A 24,842-nucleotide genomic window follows, 5' to 3' on the forward strand; every position below is an offset into this window, starting at 1 on the left:
GGAACGCGCCATGTCGGTTTCACCTGCCGTTTTTGGCTTAATCGCATTGGCCCTGGCCAGTGGACTTGTCGCCGGTGTTTTCCTGACCTTTTCGGACTTTGTGATGAAGTCCCTGATCGCCTGTGCACCCACTACCGGCACGCAGGCGATGCAGAGTATCAATCGTAAGGTTTACAAGTCGCTCTTTATGATTCTGTTGATGGGGTTGGTTCCGGTATCGACGCTTGTTTCTGTATACAGTGCAGTCTTTCTAACGGGCAATCTTCAGTGGATTCTGATAACCGCTGGCGTGCTTTACTGTGTGGGTGTCTTTGGCGTTACCGCCATTAGAAATGTTCCTATGAACCACCGGCTTGATGCCTTGGCTCATGGCAGCGCAGAAGCGGGCGTATACTGGCCTGAATACGTGCTGGGCTGGGTGCGATGGAACCACGTTCGGTGGGTGACGGCCCTTGCCGTATCGACCTGTTACATGGTGGCAGCCGTCCACGTCGCGGCGCAAACAGGCTAGTTCACTCACATATGGGGAAAAGCGTTCTCCAAGGCGGATTGGTAGGCAAAGAGCGATGCCAATCCGCCTGTGTGAACAAAAAGAACCCGGCTTCCCGCTGCAATTTCGCCCGAGGTGATCAGCGCGGGAATAGCGGCAAAAACCTTTGCGGTATAGACAGGATCAAGCACAATGCCTTCGGTGCGGGCCATCATTGCCAACGCCTCTGCTGCGGGCGCGCCCAACTGACCATAGCCCGGCATCAGCGCACCATCCCAGATCATGATATCGGCGTCTTGCACCTGTGGCGTGTCCGGATCCAAGGCCACCAGGGCATCAAGCACTGTTCGGATGCGGTTGCGTTGTTGCACCATGTCTCGCCGCACGCAACTGCCGATGACCTGCGCGGTATGACCTGCTTGGCGGAGACCTGCCAGCAATCCGGCATGGGTCAGGCCGCTGCCCGAAGCGATGACCACAACGTCAAATGCGGCGTCCTGTTTTAGGATTTCCCGAGCCGCACGCATATATCCCAAAGCACCCAGCGGCGGATTCGCAAGGGCCAGCGGAATGACGTAAGGCGTGCGCCCGGCTTGTCGCTCCTGATCGGCACGCGCACGAAGGGCGGCATCAGCGCCGGCTTCGTCCTCGCCTTCCGGATAGTGCATGATTTCAACGCCCAAAAGTCTGGACAACAGCACATTGCCGTTGGTGCCATAAAGAGCATCGACATCGGGTACACGGGCTTCCAACTGGACGATGGTCTTCATGCCCAGTTTTGCAGCCGACGCCGCGGCCGTACGGACAAAGTTCGACTGCACGGCGCCCGTGATAAGTACCGTGTCTGCCGCAGCCTGCTGGGCTGCTCCCAGGTAGTATTCCAATTGGCGTGATTTGTTGCCGCCCATGGTGGTTCCCGCCAGATCATCGCGTTTGATATGCAGATCGACGCCCAACACCTTGGATATATTCGGCAACGACTCAATCGGGGTGACCGCACTGACAAGCTCCGCGCGCGCGAATTTCATGGTCGCAATGTCCTCTTCTATGTGCGCTGCGTCCAGCTTTCGAATGAGATTGTCGCACAATGTTGATCTTTCGACAAAGGGCTCTGTCCTACCGGCAGAATGCAGATCACAAGAATTCTTGTTACTGGCACCTTCTTTAGGGAAAAGTTCGCCAAAAGGTGCAACAACCTTGCGGTCTCAAATCGCGCCGTGGTGGAAGTGGCGACTGCAGGCGCGGCCATTGGGTCTTAAGCGTCAATATCGATCCTTTGAGACATGGCCAGCAAGACATAAGGTCCTGAGACCGCTGCTTTGAACAATTCAAAGTTTGATGGCGGTGTCAGTTTGAAAGGGTTCGCAACGGCGCGGAACGTAGCGGTGGCTTTGGAACGCTGGCGGCTTAAGGAAGGAATGGTCTTGCGGCCATCGGTTGGATTTTGCCAAGTTGCCGGGCGGAGATTTCATGACGGGTGCAACGTTGTCGGCAAACCCAACGAAGGCAGAAACAAGATGGCATTGAAGGCGATCTTGGCTTTGCACAGGTGGCTATCCCTGTTCTGTTTCCCTTGGTCCTGGTCGCTGTCAGTAAGAGACATGTCTTTGAAATTCCATAAACTTCATTTTTTTCTGGGCTCCACTGAAATCTTCAGTCATGATCGGCGAAGTGTCACAAATTTGTAGAATGCTGCCCTAAGGCAATGTTCGACACTCAGGGAGGATAAAAAAACATGAAACAAACATTACTCGCTTCAACCCTTGCCATGGTGGTCGCAGCCCCGGCAATGGCGCAGACGGAAATAGAGTTCTGGCACGCCTTTACCGGTCGTTTGGGCGAACTGGTTGCGGAACAGGTGAGCACGTTCAACGCCGCACAGTCCGACTATGTTGTGACTGCAACCCATAAGGGTAATTATTCCGAAACACTGAATGCTGGGATCGCGGCCTTCCGGGCCGGTGAGCAGCCAGATATTTTGATGGTATTCGAAGTTGGCACGGCCACAATGATGGCGGCAGGCGGTGCGGTGAAACCGGTCTATCAGGTGATGGCGGATGCGGGCACTGCGTTTGACGGCGACGCTTATATTGGATCAGTCAAAGGCTACTACACATCTACAGACGGCAAGATGCTGTCACTGCCTTTCAACTCTTCCACACCTGTGCTTTGGGTCAACCGAGACGCGCTTTCTGGCGCAGGCATTGATCCCGATGTGGATCTCTCGACATGGGAGCAGGTCGGCGATATTCTGACCCAGCTCAAAGACGCAGGCAGCTCTTGCCCCATGACCACTGCATGGCAGAGCTGGATTCATCTTGAAAACTTCTCTGCTTACCACGATGCGCCCTTTGCAACCAAAGCAAACGGCTTTGGTGGTGTTGATACGGAATTGGCGCTGAATGGTCCCGCGCAGGTCGCGCATATTGGTGCGATGGGTGAATGGGCGCAGGACGGCAAGTTCATCTATGCTGGACGCCGCAATGAAGGCGGTGCAAATTTCCGGGCCGGCGAGTGCGCGCTCTTTACTGAAAGCTCCGCGGGCTATGCCGGTATCAAGGCAGAGGCTGCGTTTGACTTCGAAGTGCGCCCCTTGCCGTATTGGGCTGCTGTGGCCGCCGAGCCGCAAAACACCATCATCGGTGGTGCATCGCTCTGGGTGATGGAAGGCCAGACGGATGAGGAATACAAAGGCGTTGCTGAATTCCTGACTTTCCTGAGCTCGTCCGAAATCCAGGCCAAGTGGCATCAGGATACCGGTTATTTGCCAATCACCAATGACGCGGCCAAACTGACGCGCGATCAGGGCTTTTATGACGCAAATCCGGGCACTGATGTCGCCGTGATCCAGATGACAGCCAAAGCGCCGACGGAAAATTCCAAGGGCCTGCGTCTGGGATCCTTCGATCAGATCCGCGGTATCATCGACGAGGAGCTCGAAGCCGTCTGGTCCGGTGATAAAGACGCGCAAACAGCACTGGACAGTGCTGCCGAGCGCGGCAACGCACTTTTGCGCCGCTTTGAGCAAGCCAACCGCTAAGGCATTGGCGCACGCCCGGTTGAAAATGGGGCGTGCGCTGTAAAGCTCATGGAAAAGCGTGTCACATTCAAAGGCTTATGGTTGCCGCTTCTGCTGGTGCTGCCGCAGATCGTCATTACGGCCGTCTTTTTCTTTTATCCTGCAGGCCAGGCGATCTGGCAGTCGCTGTTCATACCGGACCCATTTGGCCTGTCGATGCAATACGTCGGTTTGGGCAATTTTGAATATCTCTTCGGGGATCCGTTTTATCGCGCCTCCTTTCTTACAACTGCCGTGTTTTCCATCCTGGTGACCGTCGTTTCCATGGGGATCGCGCTCTACCTTGCCGTATTGGCAGATCGTCTGATCAAAGGATCCGGTGTTTATCGCACCTTGCTGATTTGGCCCTATGCGGTTGCACCCGCTGTCGCCGGTGTGCTGTGGCTTTTCATGTTCAACACACGGGTCGGCGTGGTGACCTGGTATCTGGGCCTTTTAGGCTACGACTGGAACCATGTTCTGAACGGCGAAGAAGCCATGGGGCTGGTTGTGGTCGCCTCCGCCTGGGGGCGGATCAGCTACAATTTCCTGTTCTTCCTGGCAGGGTTGCAAGCCATCCCTAAGTCCGTGATCGAGGCGGCAGCCATTGATGGCGCGCGTTTCTGGACGCGGTTTCGAACCATCGTCTTTCCACTGCTGTCGCCAACCACGTTCTTCCTGCTTGTCGTAAATATCGTCTACGCCTTTTTTGAAACCTTTGGTGTGATCCACACGATCACCTCGGGGGGGCCGCAACAATCGACCACAATCCTGGTCTACAAGGTCTACTCAGACGGCTTTGTCGGGCAGGACCTTGGCTCATCCGCGGCGCAATCGGTCGTGTTGCTCGTGATCGTGGGCTTTTTGACCATTGTGCAGTTCAAATTCATCGAACGCAGGGTGCACTACTGATGGCAGAAAAGAAGAATTTACGCACAGGGATGGTCGAAAAACGCGGGGCAGGGCTTTGGCTGACGCACCTGGGCCTGATCATTGGTTTGTTCTTCGTGTTTTTCCCCATTTGGTTGGCGTTTGTCGCGTCCACTGTGGATCAATTGGACATCGTGCGCCCGCCTATGCCGCTTTGGCCCGGTGACAAATTTGTAGAAAACTACACACGTGCCCTGTTCTCAGGGGTTAATGCGCCGGTGGCTTGGATGATGGTCAATTCGCTTTTCATGGCGTTGGGCATTGCATTCGGCAAGATCATCATCTCTTTGCTGTCTGCATTTGCCATCGTCTATTTCAAGTTTCCGGGCCGCAAGGTGTTCTTTTGGCTGATTTTTCTGACGCTAATGCTTCCAGTTGAGGTTCGGATCGTGCCCACCTACGAGGTCGTGGCTGGATTTGGCATGCTCAATAGCTACTCGGGCTTGATCTTTCCGCTGATTGCATCGGCCACTGCGACGTTCCTTTTTCGGCAATTCTTTATGACCGTGCCGGATGAACTGGCCGAAGCCGCGCGTGTGGATGGCGCAAAACCGATGCGGTTTTTCTGGGATATCTTGCTGCCGATGAGCCGCACGAACATAGCAGCACTTTTTGTGATACTTTTTATATACGGCTGGAACCAATACCTCTGGCCTTTGCTGATTACCACGGATCCGTCGATGAACACCATCGTGATGGGCATCAAACAGATGTTCCCTTCCGGTGATGACATTGCCGATTGGCCGGTGATCATGGCGACCTCGATTCTGGCGATGATACCACCGGTGATCGTCGTGATATCCATGCAGCGGCTCTTCGTCCGTGGCCTTGTCGATAGCGAGAAATAATCATGGCAACTGTAGCACTCAAGGACGTCAAAAAGTCCTTCGGTAAAACCGATGTTATTCATGGCATCAACATCGACATAGAAGATGGGGAATTTATCGTTATTGTGGGTCCTTCGGGATGCGGCAAATCCACCTTGTTGCGCATGGTCGCAGGCCTGGAAACAGTCACCACGGGCGAGGTGCAAATCGATAGCGCCAGGGTGAATGATCTGGAACCCATGGACCGCGACATCGCCATGGTGTTTCAAAATTACGCGCTTTACCCGCATATGTCAGTCTTTGACAACATGGCCTACGGTCTCAAAATTGCCGGTACGTCCAAGGCCGAAATCGCCCAGAGAGTGGAAACAGCCGCGACACTCTTGCAGCTCGAGCCCTACCTTGATCGTCGGCCGCGTGAGTTATCCGGCGGGCAGCGGCAGCGGGTGGCCATGGGGCGAGCTATCGTGCGCAAACCCTCGGTATTTCTCTTTGATGAGCCGCTCTCGAACCTGGATGCCAAGCTTCGTGTCCAGATGCGGTTGGAAATCAAGCAGTTGCAGCGCCGCTTGGGGGTTACGTCGCTTTACGTGACACACGATCAGGTTGAGGCCATGACGTTGGCGGACCGGATGATCGTGATGAATGGCGGCGTGGCGGATCAGATCGGCGCGCCATTGGAGGTTTACGCGAACCCGGCCACAGAATTTGTCGCAGGTTTCATTGGCTCGCCGCCGACGAATTTCATGGCTGCGGATTTGGCGCAGATTGCCAATCCGAACGCGGCAACTCTCGGCGTACGCCCAGAGCATATGAATATCGCGACCATCAACCCACGCGTGACTGGTGTCGTGCTATACAACGAGGCTTTGGGCGCCGAGACACTGGTGCATGTGAAATTGCCCAACGGCGCAGTGGTCACCGTGCGCCAGCCCGCATCAGCAGAAATGCCGCTTGAAGGCGCATCGGTGGGTTTAAACTGGTCCGATCCGGACGAAATGATTTTTGACGCGTCGGGTCGTAGATGCACCTGATCGACGCAGTGTTTTTGACTGTAACGTCTGGTGCAATTTCCGGATTGGCGTGCGGCAAATCGAGGCGGCGTTCGGGCTGAAATAGCCGTCGCAAGTCTGGACAGTGTTTCGCAACATCAACTCTTGTCGCTGGCCAACTGCATTTTCTCATTATTGCAGCGTGCGACTGGTATAACCCCGCGAGACATAAGCTGTTTCAAGGAGATCAAAGTGAAAACGATCTATAGCGACTTAACACAGCTGGGCGGCAAGACTGAATTGCCCGGTTCCCCGGAAGAGGCGACCCTGGAGCGGGTGTCTAATCCACAAGAAGGTATTGCTTATTGTGTGCGTTTCACGGCGCCTGAATTCACCTCTCTTTGCCCCATGACCGGGCAACCTGATTTTGCCCATCTGGTGATCGACTATGTACCCGACGCATATCTGGTTGAATCCAAATCGCTTAAGTTATTCCTTGGTGCGTTCCGTAACCACGGTGCATTTCATGAAGACTGCACAATTTCCATCGCGCGCCGGTTGGTCGATTTTCTGGAGCCAAAATGGCTGCGTATCGGGGGGTACTGGTATCCACGTGGCGGTATTCCCATCGATGTTTTCTGGCAAACCGGAGGCATTCCCGACCAAGTCTGGATTCCCGATCAGGGCGTCCCGCCATACCGTGGCAGGGGCTGAAGGAACTTCTATTTGACATTGGGCTGCGAGGTGAGGCCACATGGCATTTTTGGGCGCGGTCTAACGCTTGTTCAGCAAGGCGCTGACGACTTCAATCGCCATTGTGTGATCAGTGAACGCGAAATTTACTAGTCTCAGTTGGCGCGTGAAATGGCGGATTTTCAAAAAGATGCGCATACGTTGAAGAACTTCGAAACCGTTGCGTCACTTCATTTGTTTTGGAGACCGTTGGATAGGCATTGGTGGCTCATCCGAGGCTGGACTTGCGTTGTGCGTATTCTCAGTTGCGAAAGGATAAAGGGAAATCGGTGTTTGGATTGCAAGTTCGCAGTCTTCGCGGTCGAAATACTGCAATTGCCAAAACGACCAATTTGAAAACCTGATTGAACGGCTGACCGAACCCGGTTCCATTTGTCGTCGTCAGCCCAAAAAGTCACCAAATCAGTCGGCGATTTGTAAGAACCCGCCACCGCCGGTCGCACCTATTGTCGAATTTTTTCCGATAGCTTACCAAGAGGCGGGACATTAGTTGCAAGTTGTTGGTCGGCGACGATGTTGATTTGGCGTACTGACGATTTGGTCAATGCGTGGGCAACAGATTCTGACTGCAAGGACTGGTAACCGAAGATGTGCCCCAAAAGGAGAACGCATGGCTCAGATCACCACCATTGACGCATTGGAAGCGCTTTACGACGACGCCGTACCTGCCGCGCTAACCAAAGTCGCCAAGAGGATGACACCGATGTATCGTCAGTGGATCGATATGTCGAAATTTGTTGTGCTTTCGACGGTTGGACCAGAAGGCACAGACGCTAGCCCGCGAGGCGATGATGGGCCGGTTTTGAGCATCGTCGACGATGTTACTCTTCACCTGCCGGATTGGCGTGGAAACAACCGGTTGGATTCTTTGCGAAATATCGTACGCGATGGCCGGGTAAGCCTGATGTTCATGGTTCCCGGATGCAACAACGTTGTGCGGATCAACGGATCGGCAATTCTGAGCATAGATCCGGAACTCACCAGTTCTTTCTCGAAAAAAGGAAAAACGCCAAGATCAGTAATTATCGTGAGCATTCAAGAAATGTATTTTCAGTGTGCAAAAGCGATAATGCGGTCCCAATTGTGGAGTGGCATAGATCAAAGTGGTTTGGTGCCTACCGCAGGTGATTTCGTTAGTGAGGTCAAGTCCGATTTCGATGGTCATGCCTACGATGTCGGATACGCCGAATATGCCAAACCAAGGATGTGGTGATTGATCGTATCGGTATTGGCGTCATCCGCGTCAAGTACACGCCAGCCAGGTTGGCTAACTCTGGAGCCCAGGCTGAGCTGATCGCGCACCTGCAGTGCAATGCTTTGCAATATTTAGGAAATCACCCGAGTAAATTACTCTCCAAATACGCGATTCCGGAAATGGGAATCTGGTGAATGCGGTAGGATGTGGTTCAGCTGTCGCAATGTAACGCGCGTTTTGATGCGACTGGTCGACTCAGCGCGACAAAGAACCACCAGATTTCAGCGCTTTTGCTGGAAGTTGCGTTTTGAATACGTCGAAAGTGCTTCATGACGCGTGAGGCTTCCTATCGAAGAATGGTTTCGTTGCCTATAGCCAAAACGTGCTAAAAGCGTTGTCGCGCGTATCCCAATTTTCAGGAAAATTGCAAGAGAACTTGTCTCGGTACATGCAAATTTCCCGGCTTGGAGCCCTACGTTCGCCAACGCCGATGTGATTTGGAAATGCGACACAACAAATGGACGCCAACCGTGGGATCATCCTGTAGCCTTTGTTTGAACGGCCAGGTGGATTGCTCATTTTGCAAACGAGTTGACTTTTCGCCGTAAAAAAATGGCAAGTCTCGAAGATGGGATGGATTGCAAATGCGCGTTGAAGCGCGGAGGTTTCCGTAGTGAATGCTTAGTTTTTCGCGAATGTCGCCGATTGACCAGAAACCCCGGTTCGCTTTCAAAAAGTAAGAAAGCAAACCCTTCGTACTCAAGTTCACTCCATCCTTGTCAAAAAAATTTGGAGAAGCTGTTTTTGACGATGTCTTATGTAAACGGGCGTGGTTGCCTGTGCCAACACTCTGGTCTCAATTTTTGCAGCCTACAGCGCTGTCTAGTTGAGAACGTCTTCACTGGGAAAGCGGCCAAATCGCATCTTGTAGGCCTGCGAAAACCGTCCAAGGTGGGAAAATCCTGCCTGATATGCCGCATCGGTCACGCTCGGCGGACTTCGTTTCACGGACAAGAAATATCGTGCTGTATCGAGACGGACATCGCGTAGCACCTGCATTGGTGATTTCCCAAATGAGCGCTTGAACCCTTTTTGCAGGGGCCTGGCGTTAAGTCTTGTGGCTTTCGCAATATCGGCCAGCGTAATCGTCTCCGACAGGTTGTCGAGAATGAAAGCCACTGCCCGTTTGATGTCGGCGGGCAGAGCGTGGTGATCTGCGGCATCTATTACATGCGAGATGTTGCTGTTTTGATTGTTCAGAAGGGTCGAGACCAATTCGGTTTCAACCCATAAATCCTGCGCTCGTCCTACACGTCCGAAAGTGAACCTGCTCCAGCCATATACGCAGCCTGTGTCAGAATGCGGACGACGTGTTGACCGCTCTTGGTTTGCAAATCGACGACCGGAATAAACCGAACGGGACCCGGAGCAGGGTGCCCGAGCAGGTCTTGCGCGATCTGATCCAGGAAACTCTTGTCGATCTGCAGCAGTAGCTTCCGGCAGTCACCACTCCAATGCATCCGGGTATCGCGGTCTGGGTTCAGCAACGTTGCGGTCTGCTGGTCCGCAAAGATCTCGAAACCGCGATGGTGGACTATGGCGGCACCGCTTAAAGGAACTTGCAAAAGATAGAAATCTTCTAACATCCCTGGGTCGATTTCCACGTCGGTGCCGTAATGCAGGTAGTTGATCGATACATGTTCACCGGCGACGTGATTATGGCGCACGGCCAGATTGTCTAAGCGGGATGACTTGTCGAGTTTATGGTCGCAAAACTTTTCGGTGAACCCGGTAACGCGCCTCGTCCAAATCATCTGTCCGCAACAGCGGGTAGGCGGTTAAAAATTCGCCGCGCAGCTCGTACATATCGTGTCTCCTGTCGAAACACTGGTCGATCTGCTGCTTTCTTTCAAGCCGATACCAATTGGGTTCGTTTTTTGGATAGTGATCCTGCGTTGACTGCTGCAGGATATCGGACAAACAACAGGGAGAAAACGTAATGGATAAGGGGATCACACCTGCATCTGGCGGAATCGAGAATTTATCATGGAATGTCGTGGGACAAACTTATGTCCCCAAGCTACTAAGTCCCAATACCTTCATTTGGCACGCAACAATTCCCGCGGACACATTTGTACCGCCGCATGTTCACCCAACACAGGATGAATGGATCAATGTTTTATCCGGCAATTTGGAAGTTGAGTTTTTGGGCGACGTGCACAAAGCGGGTCCGGGTGACGTGGTGCGGATGCCAATGGGCGAGGCGCATGGGATCTTTAACCGTTCAGGCGCCGAGGCGACTTGCGTCTTTGGTGTCGCTCCGGCGCGCAAGTTGTTTGATCTGTTCAAACAACTTGATGGTGTGACGGACCCCGAAGAGCTGGTGCGTTTGTCTGCCTTACATGAGGTCGATTTCTTGCCACCGCCTGACGGAGTCTCACATGGTTGATCGAAAGCAAATCGCCATTATCGGTGGCGGTGTCAGCGGCTTGGCGGCAGCCAAAGCCTTTGACGAGAGAGGGCACCGTGTATGTGGCTTTGAGCGCAGCCATGACTTTGGCGGGGTGTGGGAACCATCGCGGTCTTACCCGGATGTTCAAACCCAATCGCCAAAAGACCTCTATTGTTACACGGACCATCTTATGCCGGATGACTTTCCAGAATGGCCAAAGGGCCCGCAGGTCCATGCCTATCTGCATAGCTATGCAGCAAAGCACGACACTGCGCGCCTGTTTCGTTTGAACACCAATGTCATATTCATGGAGCGCCGCGCAGATGAGCGGCCGGGGTGGACCCTGACGCTGGAGGCGGGCAACCACACCTGGACCGAAAACTTCGACTTCGTGTCTATCTGCACGGGTCAGTTCTCTGAAAAGAACGTCATCACGCATCCTGGGCAAGACGCCTTTGTTGAACACGGGGGAAAGGTGATGCACTCATCCGAATTTACCGATCCCGGCGTCTGTGCGGGCAAAGACGTTGTGGTTTTGGGTGGGTCTAAGTCTGCCACGGATATCGCTGTTAATTCGGTGCAGAATGGTGCGAATTCAGTGCGGCTTGTTTATTTGAAAAATGTTTGGCGGGTGCCGTATTTCGTAGGTGGGATCAATTTCAAGCGTTTGCTCTTCATGCGCGCGCAGGAACAGCAGTTCAATCAATGGGGCAAGAGCCTCTTTCAACGCGTCATTGCGGCCATCTTCAAGCCATTGGTTTGGGTGAATTTTCGTTGTCTTGAGACCATGCTGAAAACACAACTCAAGTTGAAAAAGCACAACATGGTCCCAGAGACGCCCATTGAAAAAGAGGTGTCCTGCTCAGTACCTATTGTGACGCCTGGCCTGATCGAATGCCTCGACAAAGGGCTGATCAAGCCTGTGTTGGGTACATTTGACTGCTTTACGGATGCGGGTTTGAAGTTGTCCACGGACGAGACAGTGCCCTGTGAGGTCGCCATCCTCGCTGTTGGCTGGAAACTGGGCGTTCCCTATCTGCCGCAGAATTATCGCGACAAGTTGATCGACGATGATGGGCAATACCGGGTCTATCGTCTGGCCGTGAACCCGGATTTACCAGACATGGGCTTTGTAGGGTTCAACTCCAGCTTTTGCACTGTGCTGTCTGCGGAAATGATTGCCAACTGGTTGGTGCGCTATGCTGATGGCCAGTTAAAAAACCAGCCAACAGCGGCAGAGATGAACGAGAATATCGACATGATGCTTAAGTGGAAACGCAACGAACGCCCGGCTGCCAAGGTCTATGGCGGCCTATGTTCCGCACCGTTCCATTTCAAACATTTTGACGAGTTGCTGGCAGATATGGGCGCAGCGCAGACGAAACGCGGCAATCCGTTCGCCGAGCGGTTTTCCTACCCAAACGCGGCATCATATGGGTCTTTTCTTGCTTCGACCCCACAATACCGGGCTGAGTGACAGACGCGCATAGAGCTGGCATTGGCGCTCATTGCTCGGTGATCTGAATGTGTCCTCTACGATAGAGCTGCGCTGAACCGAAACTAGAACTACACGGTGCGGCCAGACCAGGTCGGCCGGTGGCGCGTAAACGAAACAGGTTTAGGCAAACTAGGAGTTGTGATGGCACATCGCGTGTCCGGATCGGTCACACGCGGAAACATCAAGCTCGCCGACGGGAAGCCTGACCGCTGGTACCGGTAAAGGAGACTCCATTTGCGTCACCCGCCGTTGCCACGACAAATGGGAGGCCCTATTCAGAAACTGCCTTGCTTAGAGATTCATTCAATTTTGTCATCGTCTTCAGCGCCACCATGCCGGGTTCAGCCTGTTTGACTTGAGGCAATGCTTCCACGGATTACTCGAATTTCCGACGCGGTAAAAAACGTGTCAGCGACGATCAAAGAAGCACCTATTTTTTCGTTGTACGGCATGCGCAGAACGGACCCATTGCCGACGTTGAAACACCGATAATTTAACCAACCAGGCAGTCCTACTCGGGCGCCGCACTTTCTGATGCGCAAAGCGGGCTTTTATATATGCCAGTCAAATACCTGCTTTGTCAGTCCAACACTCTACGCAAATTCGGGTAGGATATCCTTGGCAATCCCTTCCAATGTCTGTTCGATATTGGCGTTGTTGTAGCGCAGGTTCAACGCCACATGGTTCACGCCAATTGCTTCCAGTTCTTTCAGGTGTTTGCATAGAAAGTCAGTGCCCGCGGCGTACCCAAGTGCAATTGGGCGTGCAGGCATTGTGGATTTCGCCATCACGTCAACGTAGAGCGACTGAACCACGGGCTTGCTTACATTTTTGAGGCGCCCGCGATACTCGGCCACGGTGCGTTCTTGCACTTTCAAACTGCGCGGATAAGTGATCCAGCCATCACCATTCTCGGCACCCCATTCTGGAGACTGCTGGGCGCCCCCCGTAATGAGCATCGGGATGCGCCCCGAGATTGGTTTGGGCAGCAAATCCATGTGTCCGTTAAGTCGGCCCTGCGCACCTTCAAATTTTGGAAATCTGTCAAAAGTCGCTCGAATATAATTAACGCTTTCGCGAAAGCGAGTACCGCGGCTATCGTAATCCGCGGCCAAAGCGGGATACTCTTCTGGCCTGTCACCAGAGGCCACCCCCAACAGCATGCGACCATTCGAAAGCTGATCAACAGACGCAGCGCCCTTGGCCACATGCGCCGGGTGGCGCAGCGGCAAGATTACGCTCGCAATACCCAGCCCGATTGAATTGGTCACAGCCGCCAATGTTCCGAGATAGACAAACGGATCCAACATCTGGCCGACGTCGCCGAAAGACGGCACATGGAACGGCACGTCACGAAGCCAGAGCGCCGTAAACCCCAATTCCTCGGCCATCTTGGCCCGCTCCAAGTGCCGCTCAAGAGTGGGGAATTCTTCGTTCAAGTAGGCTTCCAGTGGCGAAACCAGTCCTACGGTTAGTCGCCCTAGCTGGAACGCACCGGCGTAAGCCCGATTAAACTGCGGGAAGGACTTCATGTGGCTATTGTCGCGCATACTAATTCTCTTCAAACCTGATACGAATGTAGATGGACACAAATATCAGGCCGAGAAAACCCAAAAGGCTAGGCCCGGTTTCCGCGATCGCAACATCTGTAAATTTGGGCTTGCCGGTGCAAACCAATAATCCGTTAGATTCATCGGCGCCGCAGTTCAATTTTCTCGAAACAGCTAGTAAATGAACGCGCAGCTTTCGGGCGTCACAGTGAGCGCTTGTAAATTGACTGGGTCATTGCCTCGAAAGCCAGTGTGCTCACAGGTTTCTCCGAAGGCATTTTAGAGTGGCATCTAAGCTCGATTGCCAATGGGACAGCAGGCTTAAACGCATGTCTCCGCGCTGCACGTATCAGATTGGCCTGCCTGGGCTATGGCGAAAATTTGAGATGCGCGACAATGAACTCTGTATCAGACATTGGATCTAAGATTTCTGAAATCAGTTCGTTGCTGGCGCCAAAAGCCTGTCAGGGTCTTGCGCAGTTGCAACTCCGGGATCACATTCAAGATCGCCAGGAAAAAAGCCACTATTGTCTGGCAGTAGCAGCTGCACCATTTTTGAGATGTCTTCGCGGCGGTACGGCCTTACTGTATTTGCCTTGAGCACCATTGCCGGCGCGACGCGGCGAAAACGCAACACATAGCCTTGTACCAGACCTTTGACGCTCTGGTTCCCTTCTGCAAGGTCGTAGACCCCACTGTCATGGCCCTCGATGCAGATTGCGAACAGCTGCGCGGCGATATCCGGTGCGACCCCCATACAAATGAGCTCCGGGACTTGTCGCGACTGCTCCATGCCGATCGTGAACGCAAAGCCCGGCAGCCCGGAAGACGGATTATGCATCGAGATCTGAGCATACCCGTTCTCGGCAATCATCTGTTCGACCCATGTTTCCACTTCTAGGTCGTCTTCAACGTGAGCCTTAATTTGCACAACTTCTCCCTTCAGGCGGAGCATTCGTTAACACATCGTTAACATCTCGTGCTGAAGGGTCGGTGGCAATACTTCCGTGGACTCATGGTAAACGCCAGTTAGGCGCAGTAATTGTGAAAGCGGACCAAAATTCGCCGGAGTATTTTGTAAGCGTGGCCGCATTTCTCCATTGCCAATTAAATCAGAAGCAGCATTGGATTTCGATGGGGCGACCTTGCTTCAAATTGGGATCCCGCGCAAATTGAGCCAAGCGGTACCCAAAGAACACGCAGCCAAGTTGCAGCGACATGGCGCTCCGGTATTTTGGTGGCAGTAGCAGGAAACACCGTCGGACCACTCAGGTCGGTCGAAATGACGCATCACTTTGCTCTTTCCTTCGCGATGAGACAGTTTATATGAGTTTCAGAAATTACTGAAATTACTAAACAGCGACTGGAGCAAAGAACCAAGGCATGACAATGACACCTGTTCAGAATGAGTTTGTCCTGCATTTCGGAGAGATGGGCAGTCGGTGGGGCATTAACCGCACTGTAGGGCAGATCTATGCGTTACTGTTCCTGTCAAAGCGCCCCTTGAACGCCGATGAGATCACGGAGGCTCTTTCGATCAGTCGCTCGAATACTTCAATGGGTTTGAAGGAGCTGCAGTCCTGGAGCCTTGTGCATCTGAAGCATTTTCAAGGCGACCGGCGGGACTATTTCACCACGCCGAACGACCTATGGGAGATTGTGCGAATCCTGGTGGCTGAGCGAAAGAAACGAGAAATCGACCCGACGCTGACAAAGTTGCGGGAGCTGGAGATGCAAGGCCGGTCAGGCGACGACTATGCCGAGGCGCGGATCGCAGAACTGCGCGAGTTGATTGAAATGATGACCGGCTTTTACGATGAAATGGAAAAATTGGAGACCGAACGGTTGGTCAAATTGATGACGTTCGGCAGTCGCATCGTGGGATTGATTGACAAGGCGGGGGGAGCCATTCCCGCACTGACGAAACGCAAGTAAAAGGGTTAGTTTAAATGGAAGCTCTCGACACCCTCATCCTGAGCCGCATTCAATTCGCGGCGAATATTTCATTCCACATCCTGTTCCCGACGATTACGATTGCTCTGGGATGGGTCTTGTTCTTTTTCCGCGTTCGATTTGCACAGACGACCGACGAAAAGTGGATGAACGCCTACCGATTCTGGGTAAAGGTCTTTGCCCTCTCGTTCGCCCTGGGCGTCGTATCGGGCATTACCATGTCTTTTCAGTTTGGCACCAATTGGCCCGGGTTCATGGAAACCGTAGGTAACATCGCGGGGCCGTTGCTGGCCTATGAAGTGCTGACGGCGTTCTTCCTTGAGGCCGTATTTATTGGTATTATGCTATTTGGCTTCTCTCGTGTGCCCGGATGGTTGCATTTGCTGGCCACAGGGCTGGTGGCGTTTGGCACAACGGTGTCAGCATTCTGGATCATTGTTTTGAACAGCTGGATGCACACGCCGCAAGGTTTTGAGATGATTGATGGCGTGGCCCATGCAACCGACTGGTGGGCAATCATTTTCAATCCCTCCATGCCCTACCGCTTCGCCCACATGTGGATTGCCTCAGGCCTGACGGTAGCGTTTCTGCTTGCCGGTTTGTCTGCATTTCGCTGGCTACTGAGCGACAGATCTCGCGATGTTCGCACGACGCTCAAAGTCGGCGTGACACTTGGCGCTTTGCTGATCCCTGTGCAAATTTTTATGGGCGACATGCACGGCTTGAACACCAAGGAATACCAGCCCGCAAAAGTGGCCGCGATGGAAGGACTCTGGGAAACCGATACCAATGTGCCGTTGTTGCTATTTGCGATCCCGGACGATGAAGCGCGGGAAAACCATGCAGAAATCCGCATTCCAGGACTTGCTTCGTTGATCTTGACCCACGCTTGGGACGGAGAGGTGAAGGGTTTGAACGAATTCGTGGCTGAGGACGGAACGCCCCTGCACCCGCCGGTTGCGCCTGTCTTCTGGTCTTTCCGCGTGATGGTCGGCACTGGGATGGCAATGCTGCTGATGAGTTGGAGTGCCATCTTTTTCATGTGGTCGCGACGGCGCATGCACCCCAGCCCTGAACGCCGTCACTGGCTGGCTGTGGAAGGTTTACCCAAAGTCATGATCTATGCCTTGGTGCCCATGGCGTTTTCGGGATGGGTCGCGACACTCGCGGGCTGGTACACCACCGAAATCGGTCGCCAGCCATGGCTGGTGCAAGGTGTTGTCGCCACGCATGAGGCCGTGGCAGAAGTGCCTGCGCCCATGGTGGCCGGTACGCTGTTTGTATACCTCGCGATCTATGCAGCGCTTCTGCTCGCGTACATCAGCGTAATCGTCTACCTCGCGCGCAAAGCCGCGAGGGGAGACGACGGGCGCGCCAATGACATGACTCATTCCGGCAAGGCGCAAGTCGCCCTGCTTTCACCGGCGGAGTGACGCGCGATGCTACCTGATTTCAATAACCCCGCAGACTGGCTGCCTTGGGCTTTTGCTTCGCTCATGGGGCTTTCGATCTTGATTTACGTTGTGCTCGACGGTTTCGATCTTGGTGTTGGCATCTTGTTTCCTCTGGCCGAACCGCAAGAACAAGACAAGATGATCGGATCCATAGGGCCGTTTTGGGACGCAAATGAAACATGGCTGGTGTTGGCAGTTGGGCTGTTGCTGGTCGCTTTCCCAACCGCTCACGGCACCATTTTGACGGCGCTTTACCTACCGGTGTTCGTCATGCTGGTAGGGCTGATCCTGCGCGGCGTGGCATTTGAATTTCGAGCGAAAGCGCGCGACCATCACAAAAAACTATGGAACCGTGCCTTCTTTGCGGGATCGCTCATGACGGCACTGGCACAAGGTTTCATGCTTGGCATCTACGTTATGGGTTTGGAAAAAAACTCGGTGACCTATGCTTTTGCCGCGATCACTGCGGTCTTCTTGACCGTGGGCTACAGCTTCATTGGGTCGACGTGGTTGATTCATAAAACTGAGGGCACTCTGCAGGTCAAATCGATCCGTTGGGCACGCGAAAGTCTTTGGGGCGTGATCCTCGGCATTTGCCTTGTCTCTGCGGCCACACCGCTGGTTTCATCGCGCATTCTCGAAAAGTGGCTCAGCTTTCCGGAATTTCTCTATCTTGCACCGCTGCCAATACTTTCGGGTTTGCTGATCCTTTGGCTCTGGCGGATGCTGCGACAAATGCCCTTTGCAGAAGACGAACTTTCTTGGCTGCCCTTCGCCGCTGCAACCAGCCTTTTCGCGCTGGCCTATGTTGGAATGGCTTACAGCTTCTACCCTTATGTTGTGCCAGAAAAGCTTACGATCTATGACGCCGCGGCCGCGCCAGAAAGCTTGTTCATCATTCTCATCGGGGCGCTCTTCGTATTGCCAGTCATCATGGGATACTCCATTCTAGCCTATACAATCTTTCGCGGTAAGGCGACTGAGTTGCGCTACGACTGAAATTACAAGGCATCGACAGTTTTGCATCAAGGCTTTTGACCCAAGAGTGCCTAAACGCATTGGCGCGTTTAATGTCCGTCCCTGGCCCTCCGTGGTTTTTGCGCCTTTTCGTGTGACATTAACGCGCTAGTTAACGTCAGCTGCCATATGAGCAAGTTTGCCATCCCAATTCTCAGCCGGAATTTTCGGCACTTCGGTGTCAGCTTCATAAGAGGGGGTCATGATCTGCACATTGTTTTCATTGAAGACGGTAATGATGTTGCCGTGCAGATCGGAGAGAATCCTGGGCAGACTGGTCCCGCGGGTGGTGAAGGCATTAACTTGGTAATTGATCGCGTAATCAGCGAGCGCAGCCACCAGAACAAATGGCTCGGGTGATTTTTTTAAGTCTCTTGTCCGATTGGCAGCTTCAACGAGCATGGCTTCGATTTTCGCTTGAGGTTCTTCGTAGCCGATGCCAACTGTTGTATGCAGTATCAACCCGCGACCATCGATTTTCCTGGAGTAGTTGACCACCTCGGAATTTAGCAGCTGGGCATTGGGGATGCTGATCATCTCGTTTTTTATCGATTTGATAAGCGTCTCCATCAATCTGATTTCTACGACGTCGCCAATCTGCTCGCCCACTTTGATCCGATCCCCAATATTGGTGCTCCGGCGATAGAGCACAAACAGACCTGCCATCATGTTGCTGACGACAGTATTTGAGCCAAGTGACACCATGATACCCGCAAGGATCGTTAGCCCCTGAAACGCCTTCGATTCAGCGCCCGGCAAATGGGGATAAGCAAAAACCACCGCGACGGCGATGATGGCAACTCTGACGATATTGAATGTCGGTGTGATCCAGTGACGTTCAAAGTTCTCAAGTTTAATCGTTCCGGCTTCAACATTCTCCATAAATACCCGGAAGCCGTTAATGATAAATCTGGCGACAAAGGCAATAATAGCAAGTGTGACCAAGTTCGGAAGGTAGGCCACGAAACCAAGCACAACCTCGATAAGTGGTTCAGAAACGTAGGTTAGTAGAATTTGCGCGATTGGGCGCGTTTCTGCAAATGAGAGCAAAACGAAAGAAAGGTAGTAGTAAAGCAGGAACAAGTATCCAATCCACAAAACGCCCTGAACGAAGAAGTTTGTCAGCTTTGCGATTGCTCTGCTACGCACAACTGAGCCGGTCGCTTTCTCAAACTTGGAAAAATAACTTTCAGCGATAGCAGCCAGTCCCGAACCGGCTCTTTTTCGTTTTCCAACGAACAGGAATGTGATGAAGAGAAAGCCTACTGTCCAGCCAACCGCGACCATCGCACTTTCGACACGGGCGGAATCTGATCGATCAAAGCGGTATTTCTCAATGGCTTTTTGAATGGCTTCCGAATGCAAAGTTGCCATTACGTCTATTTCGAAGGCCTCCATCTCTGCATCTGCAAAAGTTGTGATGGTGACCATCGCTCCATTTGCAAGAATCTCGCGCCCAAACTCATTGGTTTCTATGGAGAAAGTAATCGGCTTGGTATCTGGTTGCTCCGCGAGCGCCAGGATGCGTTGGGCGATGGTCTCCGCACGGACTGTCGCGGGCAGAGCGCTTGATCCGCGCACAACAAACAAAGTCTCTCCGTCTACAATTACCGGAGCTGAATAGGTGCCCTGCGATAACTCTTCGATCTGCTCATCCGGTGAAACAATTTCTTGATCCTGCGCCGAAGATCGGTCAGCGGCAAAAAAAAGCACCGACAGCCCTGTCAACAAGATAAACACAACCGAAAGCGACGACCTGGGAAGTCTATCTGCGAATTGTTTCGTCATAGTATTTCCTAAATTGTTTTCAGTGGTTGCACCGGGCAGAGCTTGGAATAATCGCGCAACAGTTGTCATTGGGGAACGCTCATGGCCAACGCAGGAATAAAGTGGACATCGCGTTTAGGAGACCGAATAGAAATTCCTTTTGCATCCAAACGCTCTTTCGCTTGGCTGGTAAGATCCCGATAGAAAGTCCAGCAGTTTTCTGATCTGCACCGAGGGCGACAGAAATAATTCACTGAACTGTCTCCCAGTTCGTTCAAAACGCCGATCGCGTGACTGGTCTTGTCAAAACCCGCAATGCGAACAAAAAGATCCTCACGACGTTCAAGTGACGCACTGATGTTGGTGATGACATTGCCCGAGATATTGGATTTTGGAACAACAAAGATCTGGTCGTCAAAAGTGTATTTCTTGTTGGAGAAAATGGTCATTTGGTCAACGAAGTTACATGCCGCCGACACTTCGAAGCAGCCCCCGATATCGAAAGTCTAATTGCCCGGTTTTGGTATGCGCCGTTTGATGTTTTGAAGTCCTTTCTAGGCTTTTGTTTTTAAAGCGTCAAAACACAACGCGTGCCCGGAGGCCCAAAACAGTTGTGCTGGATTGTCCCAAGTTGAGAAGCGGATTGTTAATGTATTGAATAGAGGGCGTGATCTGCAGTCCCGGCGATACTGAGAAACGATAAAAGGCTTCCAACGTTGTTTGGTTGCCCGGAACGCCGTTGGCCTCGGCCCAGTTTACCCCCAAGCCTGCCAAGTCGGTATTGCGCGCGAAGTAACCAATCCCGGCAGACACGGAGTTTTCATAGAGCGCCGCCGTACCCTTTGACGTTCCAGCCCGAACGAAAGGCATCCATTTATTGTCGACGAACCAAGCGGCGGAAAACGTGGCTCCGTAATCCTCTGCTCTACTGCCATCGTCAGCGGCATCTGCGTGCCAGAGGGTCACATGAACGTTATCAAAATAAACGCGATCAAAGCCACTTGTGTATCCAATCTCAACGCTCTTGAAGAGATCGCCATCACTGAAAACGTCCAAATCGGGTGACGACGGGTCTGCATTTGCGTCAGCGATACTGCCAATGACATAGAGGTTTGACCCCAACTTCGTGCTGCCAGCGACACCAAGTCCCGGGTTTGGTGCATTAATGGTAGGGTTGGTGTTGAACGCCAGGTTTTGGAAGGCAGTATAGGGACTGACCAAACCGTAAATATCCAGGAAATCTGTCACATCGATTTGGCCGGCCTGAATGCTCCACGATCCATCCGTTGCGCGTTGCGTCCAGTAAAGGTTCGTCAGCAGGGTCCCGTTGTCATTGAAAGCCGTCCCCGTGATCGAAACTGCGCCGCCATCCAGACCCAGAAATTGCGGCGCCACCGCGCCATATGCGTGCCTGTTTTCGATCTTGAATGTCAGCGACCCTTGCGCTGTCGCTTGCCAGGAGCCATAAAAACGCGCGATGCCGCTGCTCGCTTTGCCTGTGCCGATATCCGAGTTGGAACTTTGCGCCAGCGACAGGTAGTCGAAATTGAACGCGAATCCACGCTCTGCCAATCTTGCTTTGCTTGCGAACCATCCCGGTGCAATGTTTTGTGGGAAATCAAATCGAAACTGAGGGTCTGTTAATCCGTCACCAGGCGTCAGGTCAGCTTCAACGGAAGAAGGTCCACCAAGCCCTTGGGCCGTCGCGGGTCCGGATAGAAGGGCGGTTAGCAGCGCTATGAAAAGTGCTCGTTTTATCATGGGCAATTACCTTAAGGGCGCAAGAACTGCCGCACGAGTGGCTTCGTCCACCAAGGGCGTCGGCGGATTGGCCTGGAAAGGATTTTTAATAACTGGGCTAAATGTGAAAGTGAACTTCCAGTCTGAAGCAAAAGCATCCGGCGCAATGGCATTTTTCTCAATTCCGGCGTTCAGCTTTACAAGTTGCTTACCAAAGGCAGTTGTTTTGGCAACTTGAACCCCAAAGGGAACTGTCCAGGCGTTATCGCTGTCTGCTTCCCAATCATACGTGATTGTCGGCCCGGTGCCGACCTGCCAGCCCTTTCCCAAACTGTAGAACAAAAAGTACTGTAGCGAAGTGATGGAAACGTCCGGCCCGCTGCCGCCAACTTTTTCATTGTGAAACGGAAAGACCCCCCAAACACCCCAGTCCTCAGTTTTGACTGCCAATGCGCTTGGACCCAGCAGCCAATTTTCTGATGAAATATCGCTCCCAGAAGGTACTGCGCCAACGACGCCGCCACCGAGTGTCCAGCCGTTATTCGAGCCGGCATACAGCAGGTCAAAGGCGATATCTCCTAGAGCGTCCTCAGTGCCGAAATCTCCGCGCCCAGCGTCAAAAGAAGGTTGGCCGAATGTGTACGCGAAAGCCGGTCTGAAGATCAGGTTTTTCCCATTGGATAACACAAACGGAAATACGGGCTGAAAGGTTGAAGTAAAACTGTCCTGATCACCGGCGTTTGGCAAATCACCATCAAATGTCCGATACTCGAACTTGAAGTTCAGCGTTGCATTTGCGGCGCCCGGGTTCGCCAACTCCTTGGCCAATTCGTCAACGCTGGGCCCGACACCTTGAGCCAACGCAGTGTGGGACAATAACCCAAAGACAAATGCACTCCGGAAAATACGACGCGGATTCATTGCTTTACACTTTGCAGCGTTGAAGGCAACGCTCCAGAAGCGCGCAATTTCTGTGTAATTTCATTGGCCCAGTCGTTGGCGATCGGGGTGTCCAGCTGAGCCTTAATATCAGCAACCGTCTCGGCCTGCTCAACTTCCATTTGAAAAGTAGCGTTCATTTTAACCGGGCCATCTACAATGCGAAAAACCTCTTTTGTCGGAGCGATAGAAATTTTGCCGGTCAGGCGCACGGGCTCGTGTGCAATGCTTGGTTGCCACGCATCGGTCAATCGAACTCTTATCATCTGATTGGCATTCGGCGGAGGCATGTGGCTGCACATCCCGCGTTCGGGAACAAGGTATGCCACCGGCGTTCCGTCCGGGTCCGGTGGGGCAGGGATCGCAAAACCGCCGACAGTTATCACTTGACCATCAACCGCCGGATTGCCGGCTGTTGCAGCTTTTTCCCGCCGGTCCGCAACGACCCATCTCTGTTCGATCAGCCAATCGGCATCTATGTCATTTTCCAACAACTGTTGGTTTGCTTGATGGATTTTCTCTTCAAGTTCTGTTTGTTGACCTTCTGACAAATCACCCGATACAAGCGACTGCCGCGCCAATGCAATTGTCCTCAACGCCTCGATTTCCGAAAGAGACAAATCCCGATACGGATCGTCGAACTCTTGCGCCGAAGGATCTATGAGATCTGACCACTCGACTGTTTCGGATGAATGAGCTGCACTTCCGAGTGCTGCCAAAACGGCAATTACGATCAAATGCTTCATTGGAGTTAAACTTCTCTAGGGATTGCGACGATACAGATAACTATGCAGGACGGCCGAGGTAGGAACCGCCCTGCAAATCTACTCAGTTCAGTGTATTCTTGTAGATTACGCCATCTTTCATGATGATACGGATGGTTTCGGGGCTATCAGGGCGTGGGTCTGCTCCAAACCATTGGTCACCCGTGCCAACAACTGAAAAATCTTCCAGCGGGTTGCCGTCGAGGATTAGGATATCAGCGTAGGCGCCTTCTTCGATGACACCGAGCTTGCCGTCAGGATAAGGGTTCATGAAGTCCCCGGTCAAAGCCGCGATTTCGCCACCAACCGAAGTCATCGCAACGAGTGACGTGTGCGCCCCGAAGAAATCATTTGCCAGTTTCTTCTCATAGGCGATCTGTATGTTGCAGGCATCGGCTGTTCCGACACAATCGGTGTGATGGCCACGCTTGACGGGGCATTCGAGCATGTTGTCGATATAATCAACGAATGCAGCACTTGCTGACGTTGCTTTGGCCAGGCTGGCCGGAACGTCTTTGACCGCCGGGATGTCGAGAAGACCTGGATCAAAAGCCGTCAGGTTCGTCGTGATGTACGCCTCTTTTTCTTTCATGAGTTCACCGACTTCACAATCATACATAAATCCATGCTCGATTGAACGGACACCGGCGTTCAAGGCGTTCATGATTGCCTCTTTGCGATAGGAGTGTGACATCACATAGCTGCCATATTCGTTGGCGACCTGAACAGCCGCCTCAATTTCCGCCTTAGACCCAGCAACCAATTGCCACGGATCAAAAGCTGAAACGGCGCCACCCGATTGCATGAATTTCAGCTGGCTCGCCCCCATACGGAAGTTGTTGCGTCCGAACTTTTGAACATCACCAACATTGTCGACTTCTTGGGCCATGTTTAAACGGTTGAAATTGGAGGTTGCACCAACTGGTGCAGTGAAGGTTGCAAAGTCAGCATGCCCACCCCGGCTACCGAGAAAGGCCGCTGATGGGTAGACACGCGGCCCAATGATCGTTCCGGAGTTGATGGCGCGCTGAAGACCGGCGTTCGCTCCGCCGGCATCCCGGACCGTCGTAAACCCCTGCATCAAGTACATTTCCGCTTGAACGACACCCGAAATCGCTAGGTCTTCCCAGGTGCTGTTCGTCTCCATCAATGGAATCGTCGGTCCGGGCAATTGCAGATGGACGTGGTTGTCTATGAAGCCGGGTGTCAACGTCCGCCCACCGCCGTCGATCACGGTAGCATCATCCACCTCTATCGCCTCTGTCGAAACCGTTTTAATTAGGTTGCCCTCGACCAAAACGCTCGCGTTCTCGAGCAGTGCATCGCTAGTTCCATCGAAGACATGGACGTTTGTGAACAGCGTCATTGCTGGCGTGTCGTCTTGAGCCAAACCCGGACCGGCTCCAAAGGCAAGCATCCCGCTCATTGCAGTTGCAGTCAATAAATTGGCGATTTTCATGGTA

Annotated in this window: 23 protein-coding genes; 12 read left to right on the top strand and 11 right to left on the bottom strand. The window is 52.9% G+C overall.

Annotated features, from left to right (window positions below; genetic code table 11):
- Window positions 1–10 precede the first annotated feature (10 nt).
- Window positions 11–511 carry a DUF1772 domain-containing protein gene (locus AB8B75_RS12815; RefSeq protein ID WP_405362772.1) on the top strand — a complete coding sequence of 167 codons (501 nt, stop codon included), beginning with the start codon at window positions 11–13 and terminating at the stop codon, window positions 509–511.
- A 5-nt stretch (window positions 512–516) separates the two neighbouring features.
- Here AB8B75_RS12815 and AB8B75_RS12820 read toward each other — a convergent pair whose 3' ends face one another.
- A complete protein-coding gene (locus tag AB8B75_RS12820; RefSeq protein ID WP_405362774.1) occupies window positions 517–1,518 on the bottom strand; it encodes a D-cysteine desulfhydrase family protein in 1,002 nt (333 codons plus the stop codon).
- Window positions 1,519–2,225: 707 nt separating this feature from the next.
- On the opposite strand from AB8B75_RS12820, the gene ugpB reads away from it, so the two are divergent.
- From ugpB to AB8B75_RS12850, 6 genes are all read left to right on the top strand, one after another.
- Window positions 2,226–3,530, top strand: coding sequence for a sn-glycerol-3-phosphate ABC transporter substrate-binding protein UgpB (gene ugpB / locus AB8B75_RS12825; RefSeq protein ID WP_405362776.1), 1,305 nt, complete (start codon window positions 2,226–2,228; stop codon window positions 3,528–3,530).
- A gap of 48 nt (window positions 3,531–3,578) precedes the next feature.
- Window positions 3,579–4,460 (top strand): sn-glycerol-3-phosphate ABC transporter permease UgpA, encoded by an 882-nt coding sequence (gene ugpA, locus AB8B75_RS12830; RefSeq protein ID WP_405362777.1) that lies wholly within the window; start codon window positions 3,579–3,581, stop codon window positions 4,458–4,460.
- A 29-nt stretch (window positions 4,461–4,489) separates the two neighbouring features.
- A complete protein-coding gene (gene ugpE / locus AB8B75_RS12835; RefSeq protein WP_405362818.1) occupies window positions 4,490–5,326 on the top strand; it encodes a sn-glycerol-3-phosphate ABC transporter permease UgpE in 837 nt (278 codons plus the stop codon).
- 2 nt (window positions 5,327–5,328) lie between these two features.
- Window positions 5,329–6,339, top strand: coding sequence for a sn-glycerol-3-phosphate ABC transporter ATP-binding protein UgpC (gene ugpC / locus AB8B75_RS12840; protein WP_405362778.1), 1,011 nt, complete (start codon window positions 5,329–5,331; stop codon window positions 6,337–6,339).
- A gap of 210 nt (window positions 6,340–6,549) precedes the next feature.
- Entirely contained in the window at window positions 6,550–7,011 is a 462-nt protein-coding gene (queF, locus tag AB8B75_RS12845; protein WP_405362780.1) for a preQ(1) synthase, read from the top strand.
- Between the two features lie 649 nt (window positions 7,012–7,660).
- Complete coding sequence (locus AB8B75_RS12850) at window positions 7,661–8,263, top strand: pyridoxamine 5'-phosphate oxidase family protein (RefSeq protein ID WP_405362782.1); 603 nt, start codon at window positions 7,661–7,663, stop codon at window positions 8,261–8,263.
- Window positions 8,264–9,127: 864 nt separating this feature from the next.
- Here the strand turns inward: AB8B75_RS12850 and AB8B75_RS12855 are convergent.
- Both AB8B75_RS12855 and AB8B75_RS12860 read right to left on the bottom strand, forming a co-directional pair.
- Window positions 9,128–9,520 carry a helix-turn-helix transcriptional regulator gene (locus AB8B75_RS12855; RefSeq protein ID WP_405362783.1) on the bottom strand — a complete coding sequence of 131 codons (393 nt, stop codon included), beginning with the start codon at window positions 9,518–9,520 and terminating at the stop codon, window positions 9,128–9,130.
- Window positions 9,521–9,552: 32 nt separating this feature from the next.
- Window positions 9,553–9,972, bottom strand: a complete 420-nt coding sequence (locus tag AB8B75_RS12860) for a hypothetical protein (RefSeq protein WP_405362785.1) — start codon at window positions 9,970–9,972, stop codon at window positions 9,553–9,555.
- A gap of 272 nt (window positions 9,973–10,244) precedes the next feature.
- On the opposite strand from AB8B75_RS12860, the gene AB8B75_RS12865 reads away from it, so the two are divergent.
- Both AB8B75_RS12865 and AB8B75_RS12870 read left to right on the top strand, forming a co-directional pair.
- On the top strand, window positions 10,245–10,694 hold the full coding sequence (locus AB8B75_RS12865; protein ID WP_405362786.1) for a cupin domain-containing protein: 450 nt from the start codon (window positions 10,245–10,247) through the stop codon (window positions 10,692–10,694).
- A complete protein-coding gene (locus AB8B75_RS12870; RefSeq protein ID WP_405362788.1) occupies window positions 10,687–12,174 on the top strand; it encodes a flavin-containing monooxygenase in 1,488 nt (495 codons plus the stop codon). The genes AB8B75_RS12865 and AB8B75_RS12870 overlap by 8 nt, the downstream gene beginning before the upstream one ends.
- A 614-nt stretch (window positions 12,175–12,788) precedes the next feature.
- On the opposite strand, the gene AB8B75_RS12875 is transcribed toward AB8B75_RS12870, so the two are convergent.
- Both AB8B75_RS12875 and AB8B75_RS12880 read right to left on the bottom strand, forming a co-directional pair.
- The gene (locus tag AB8B75_RS12875) at window positions 12,789–13,745 is read right to left on the bottom strand and encodes an LLM class oxidoreductase (protein WP_405362790.1); all 957 of its coding nucleotides are present in this window, start codon (window positions 13,743–13,745) and stop codon (window positions 12,789–12,791) included.
- A 436-nt stretch (window positions 13,746–14,181) separates the two neighbouring features.
- A complete protein-coding gene (locus AB8B75_RS12880) occupies window positions 14,182–14,676 on the bottom strand; it encodes a DUF4262 domain-containing protein (RefSeq protein ID WP_405362792.1) in 495 nt (164 codons plus the stop codon).
- A gap of 452 nt (window positions 14,677–15,128) precedes the next feature.
- On the opposite strand from AB8B75_RS12880, the gene AB8B75_RS12885 reads away from it, so the two are divergent.
- From AB8B75_RS12885 to AB8B75_RS12895, 3 genes are read left to right on the top strand one after another with little or no spacing between them, the layout of a single operon-like run.
- Window positions 15,129–15,680 (top strand): GbsR/MarR family transcriptional regulator, encoded by a 552-nt coding sequence (locus AB8B75_RS12885; RefSeq protein ID WP_405362794.1) that lies wholly within the window; start codon window positions 15,129–15,131, stop codon window positions 15,678–15,680.
- Window positions 15,681–15,694: 14 nt separating this feature from the next.
- Window positions 15,695–17,131, top strand: coding sequence for a cytochrome ubiquinol oxidase subunit I (locus AB8B75_RS12890; RefSeq protein WP_405362796.1), 1,437 nt, complete (start codon window positions 15,695–15,697; stop codon window positions 17,129–17,131).
- Window positions 17,132–17,137: 6 nt separating this feature from the next.
- Window positions 17,138–18,151, top strand: a complete 1,014-nt coding sequence (locus AB8B75_RS12895; RefSeq protein WP_405362798.1) for a cytochrome d ubiquinol oxidase subunit II — start codon at window positions 17,138–17,140, stop codon at window positions 18,149–18,151.
- Between the two features lie 126 nt (window positions 18,152–18,277).
- On the opposite strand, the gene AB8B75_RS12900 is transcribed toward AB8B75_RS12895, so the two are convergent.
- The 6 genes from AB8B75_RS12900 to AB8B75_RS12925 all read right to left on the bottom strand — a co-directional run bounded on the left by AB8B75_RS12900 (window position 18,278) and on the right by AB8B75_RS12925 (window position 24,838).
- Window positions 18,278–19,600 (bottom strand): mechanosensitive ion channel family protein, encoded by a 1,323-nt coding sequence (locus tag AB8B75_RS12900; RefSeq protein ID WP_405362800.1) that lies wholly within the window; start codon window positions 19,598–19,600, stop codon window positions 18,278–18,280.
- A gap of 422 nt (window positions 19,601–20,022) precedes the next feature.
- Window positions 20,023–20,385, bottom strand: coding sequence for a hypothetical protein (locus AB8B75_RS12905; protein WP_405362801.1), 363 nt, complete (start codon window positions 20,383–20,385; stop codon window positions 20,023–20,025).
- Window positions 20,386–20,512: 127 nt separating this feature from the next.
- Window positions 20,513–21,697: a carbohydrate porin gene (locus tag AB8B75_RS12910; RefSeq protein WP_405362802.1), complete on the bottom strand. Its 1,185-nt coding sequence runs from the start codon at window positions 21,695–21,697 to the stop codon at window positions 20,513–20,515.
- A gap of 6 nt (window positions 21,698–21,703) precedes the next feature.
- Window positions 21,704–22,504: a hypothetical protein gene (locus AB8B75_RS12915; protein WP_405362803.1), complete on the bottom strand. Its 801-nt coding sequence runs from the start codon at window positions 22,502–22,504 to the stop codon at window positions 21,704–21,706.
- Window positions 22,505–22,593: 89 nt separating this feature from the next.
- Complete coding sequence (locus tag AB8B75_RS12920) at window positions 22,594–23,361, bottom strand: DUF3299 domain-containing protein (protein ID WP_405362805.1); 768 nt, start codon at window positions 23,359–23,361, stop codon at window positions 22,594–22,596.
- 82 nt (window positions 23,362–23,443) lie between these two features.
- Entirely contained in the window at window positions 23,444–24,838 is a 1,395-nt protein-coding gene (locus AB8B75_RS12925; protein ID WP_405362807.1) for an amidohydrolase family protein, read from the bottom strand.
- Between the last annotated feature and the right edge of the window lie 4 nt (window positions 24,839–24,842).

Origin of the sequence: Roseobacter sp. (assembly GCF_045106495.1) — a bacterium.
Taxonomy (GTDB): domain Bacteria; phylum Pseudomonadota; class Alphaproteobacteria; order Rhodobacterales; family Rhodobacteraceae; genus Roseobacter.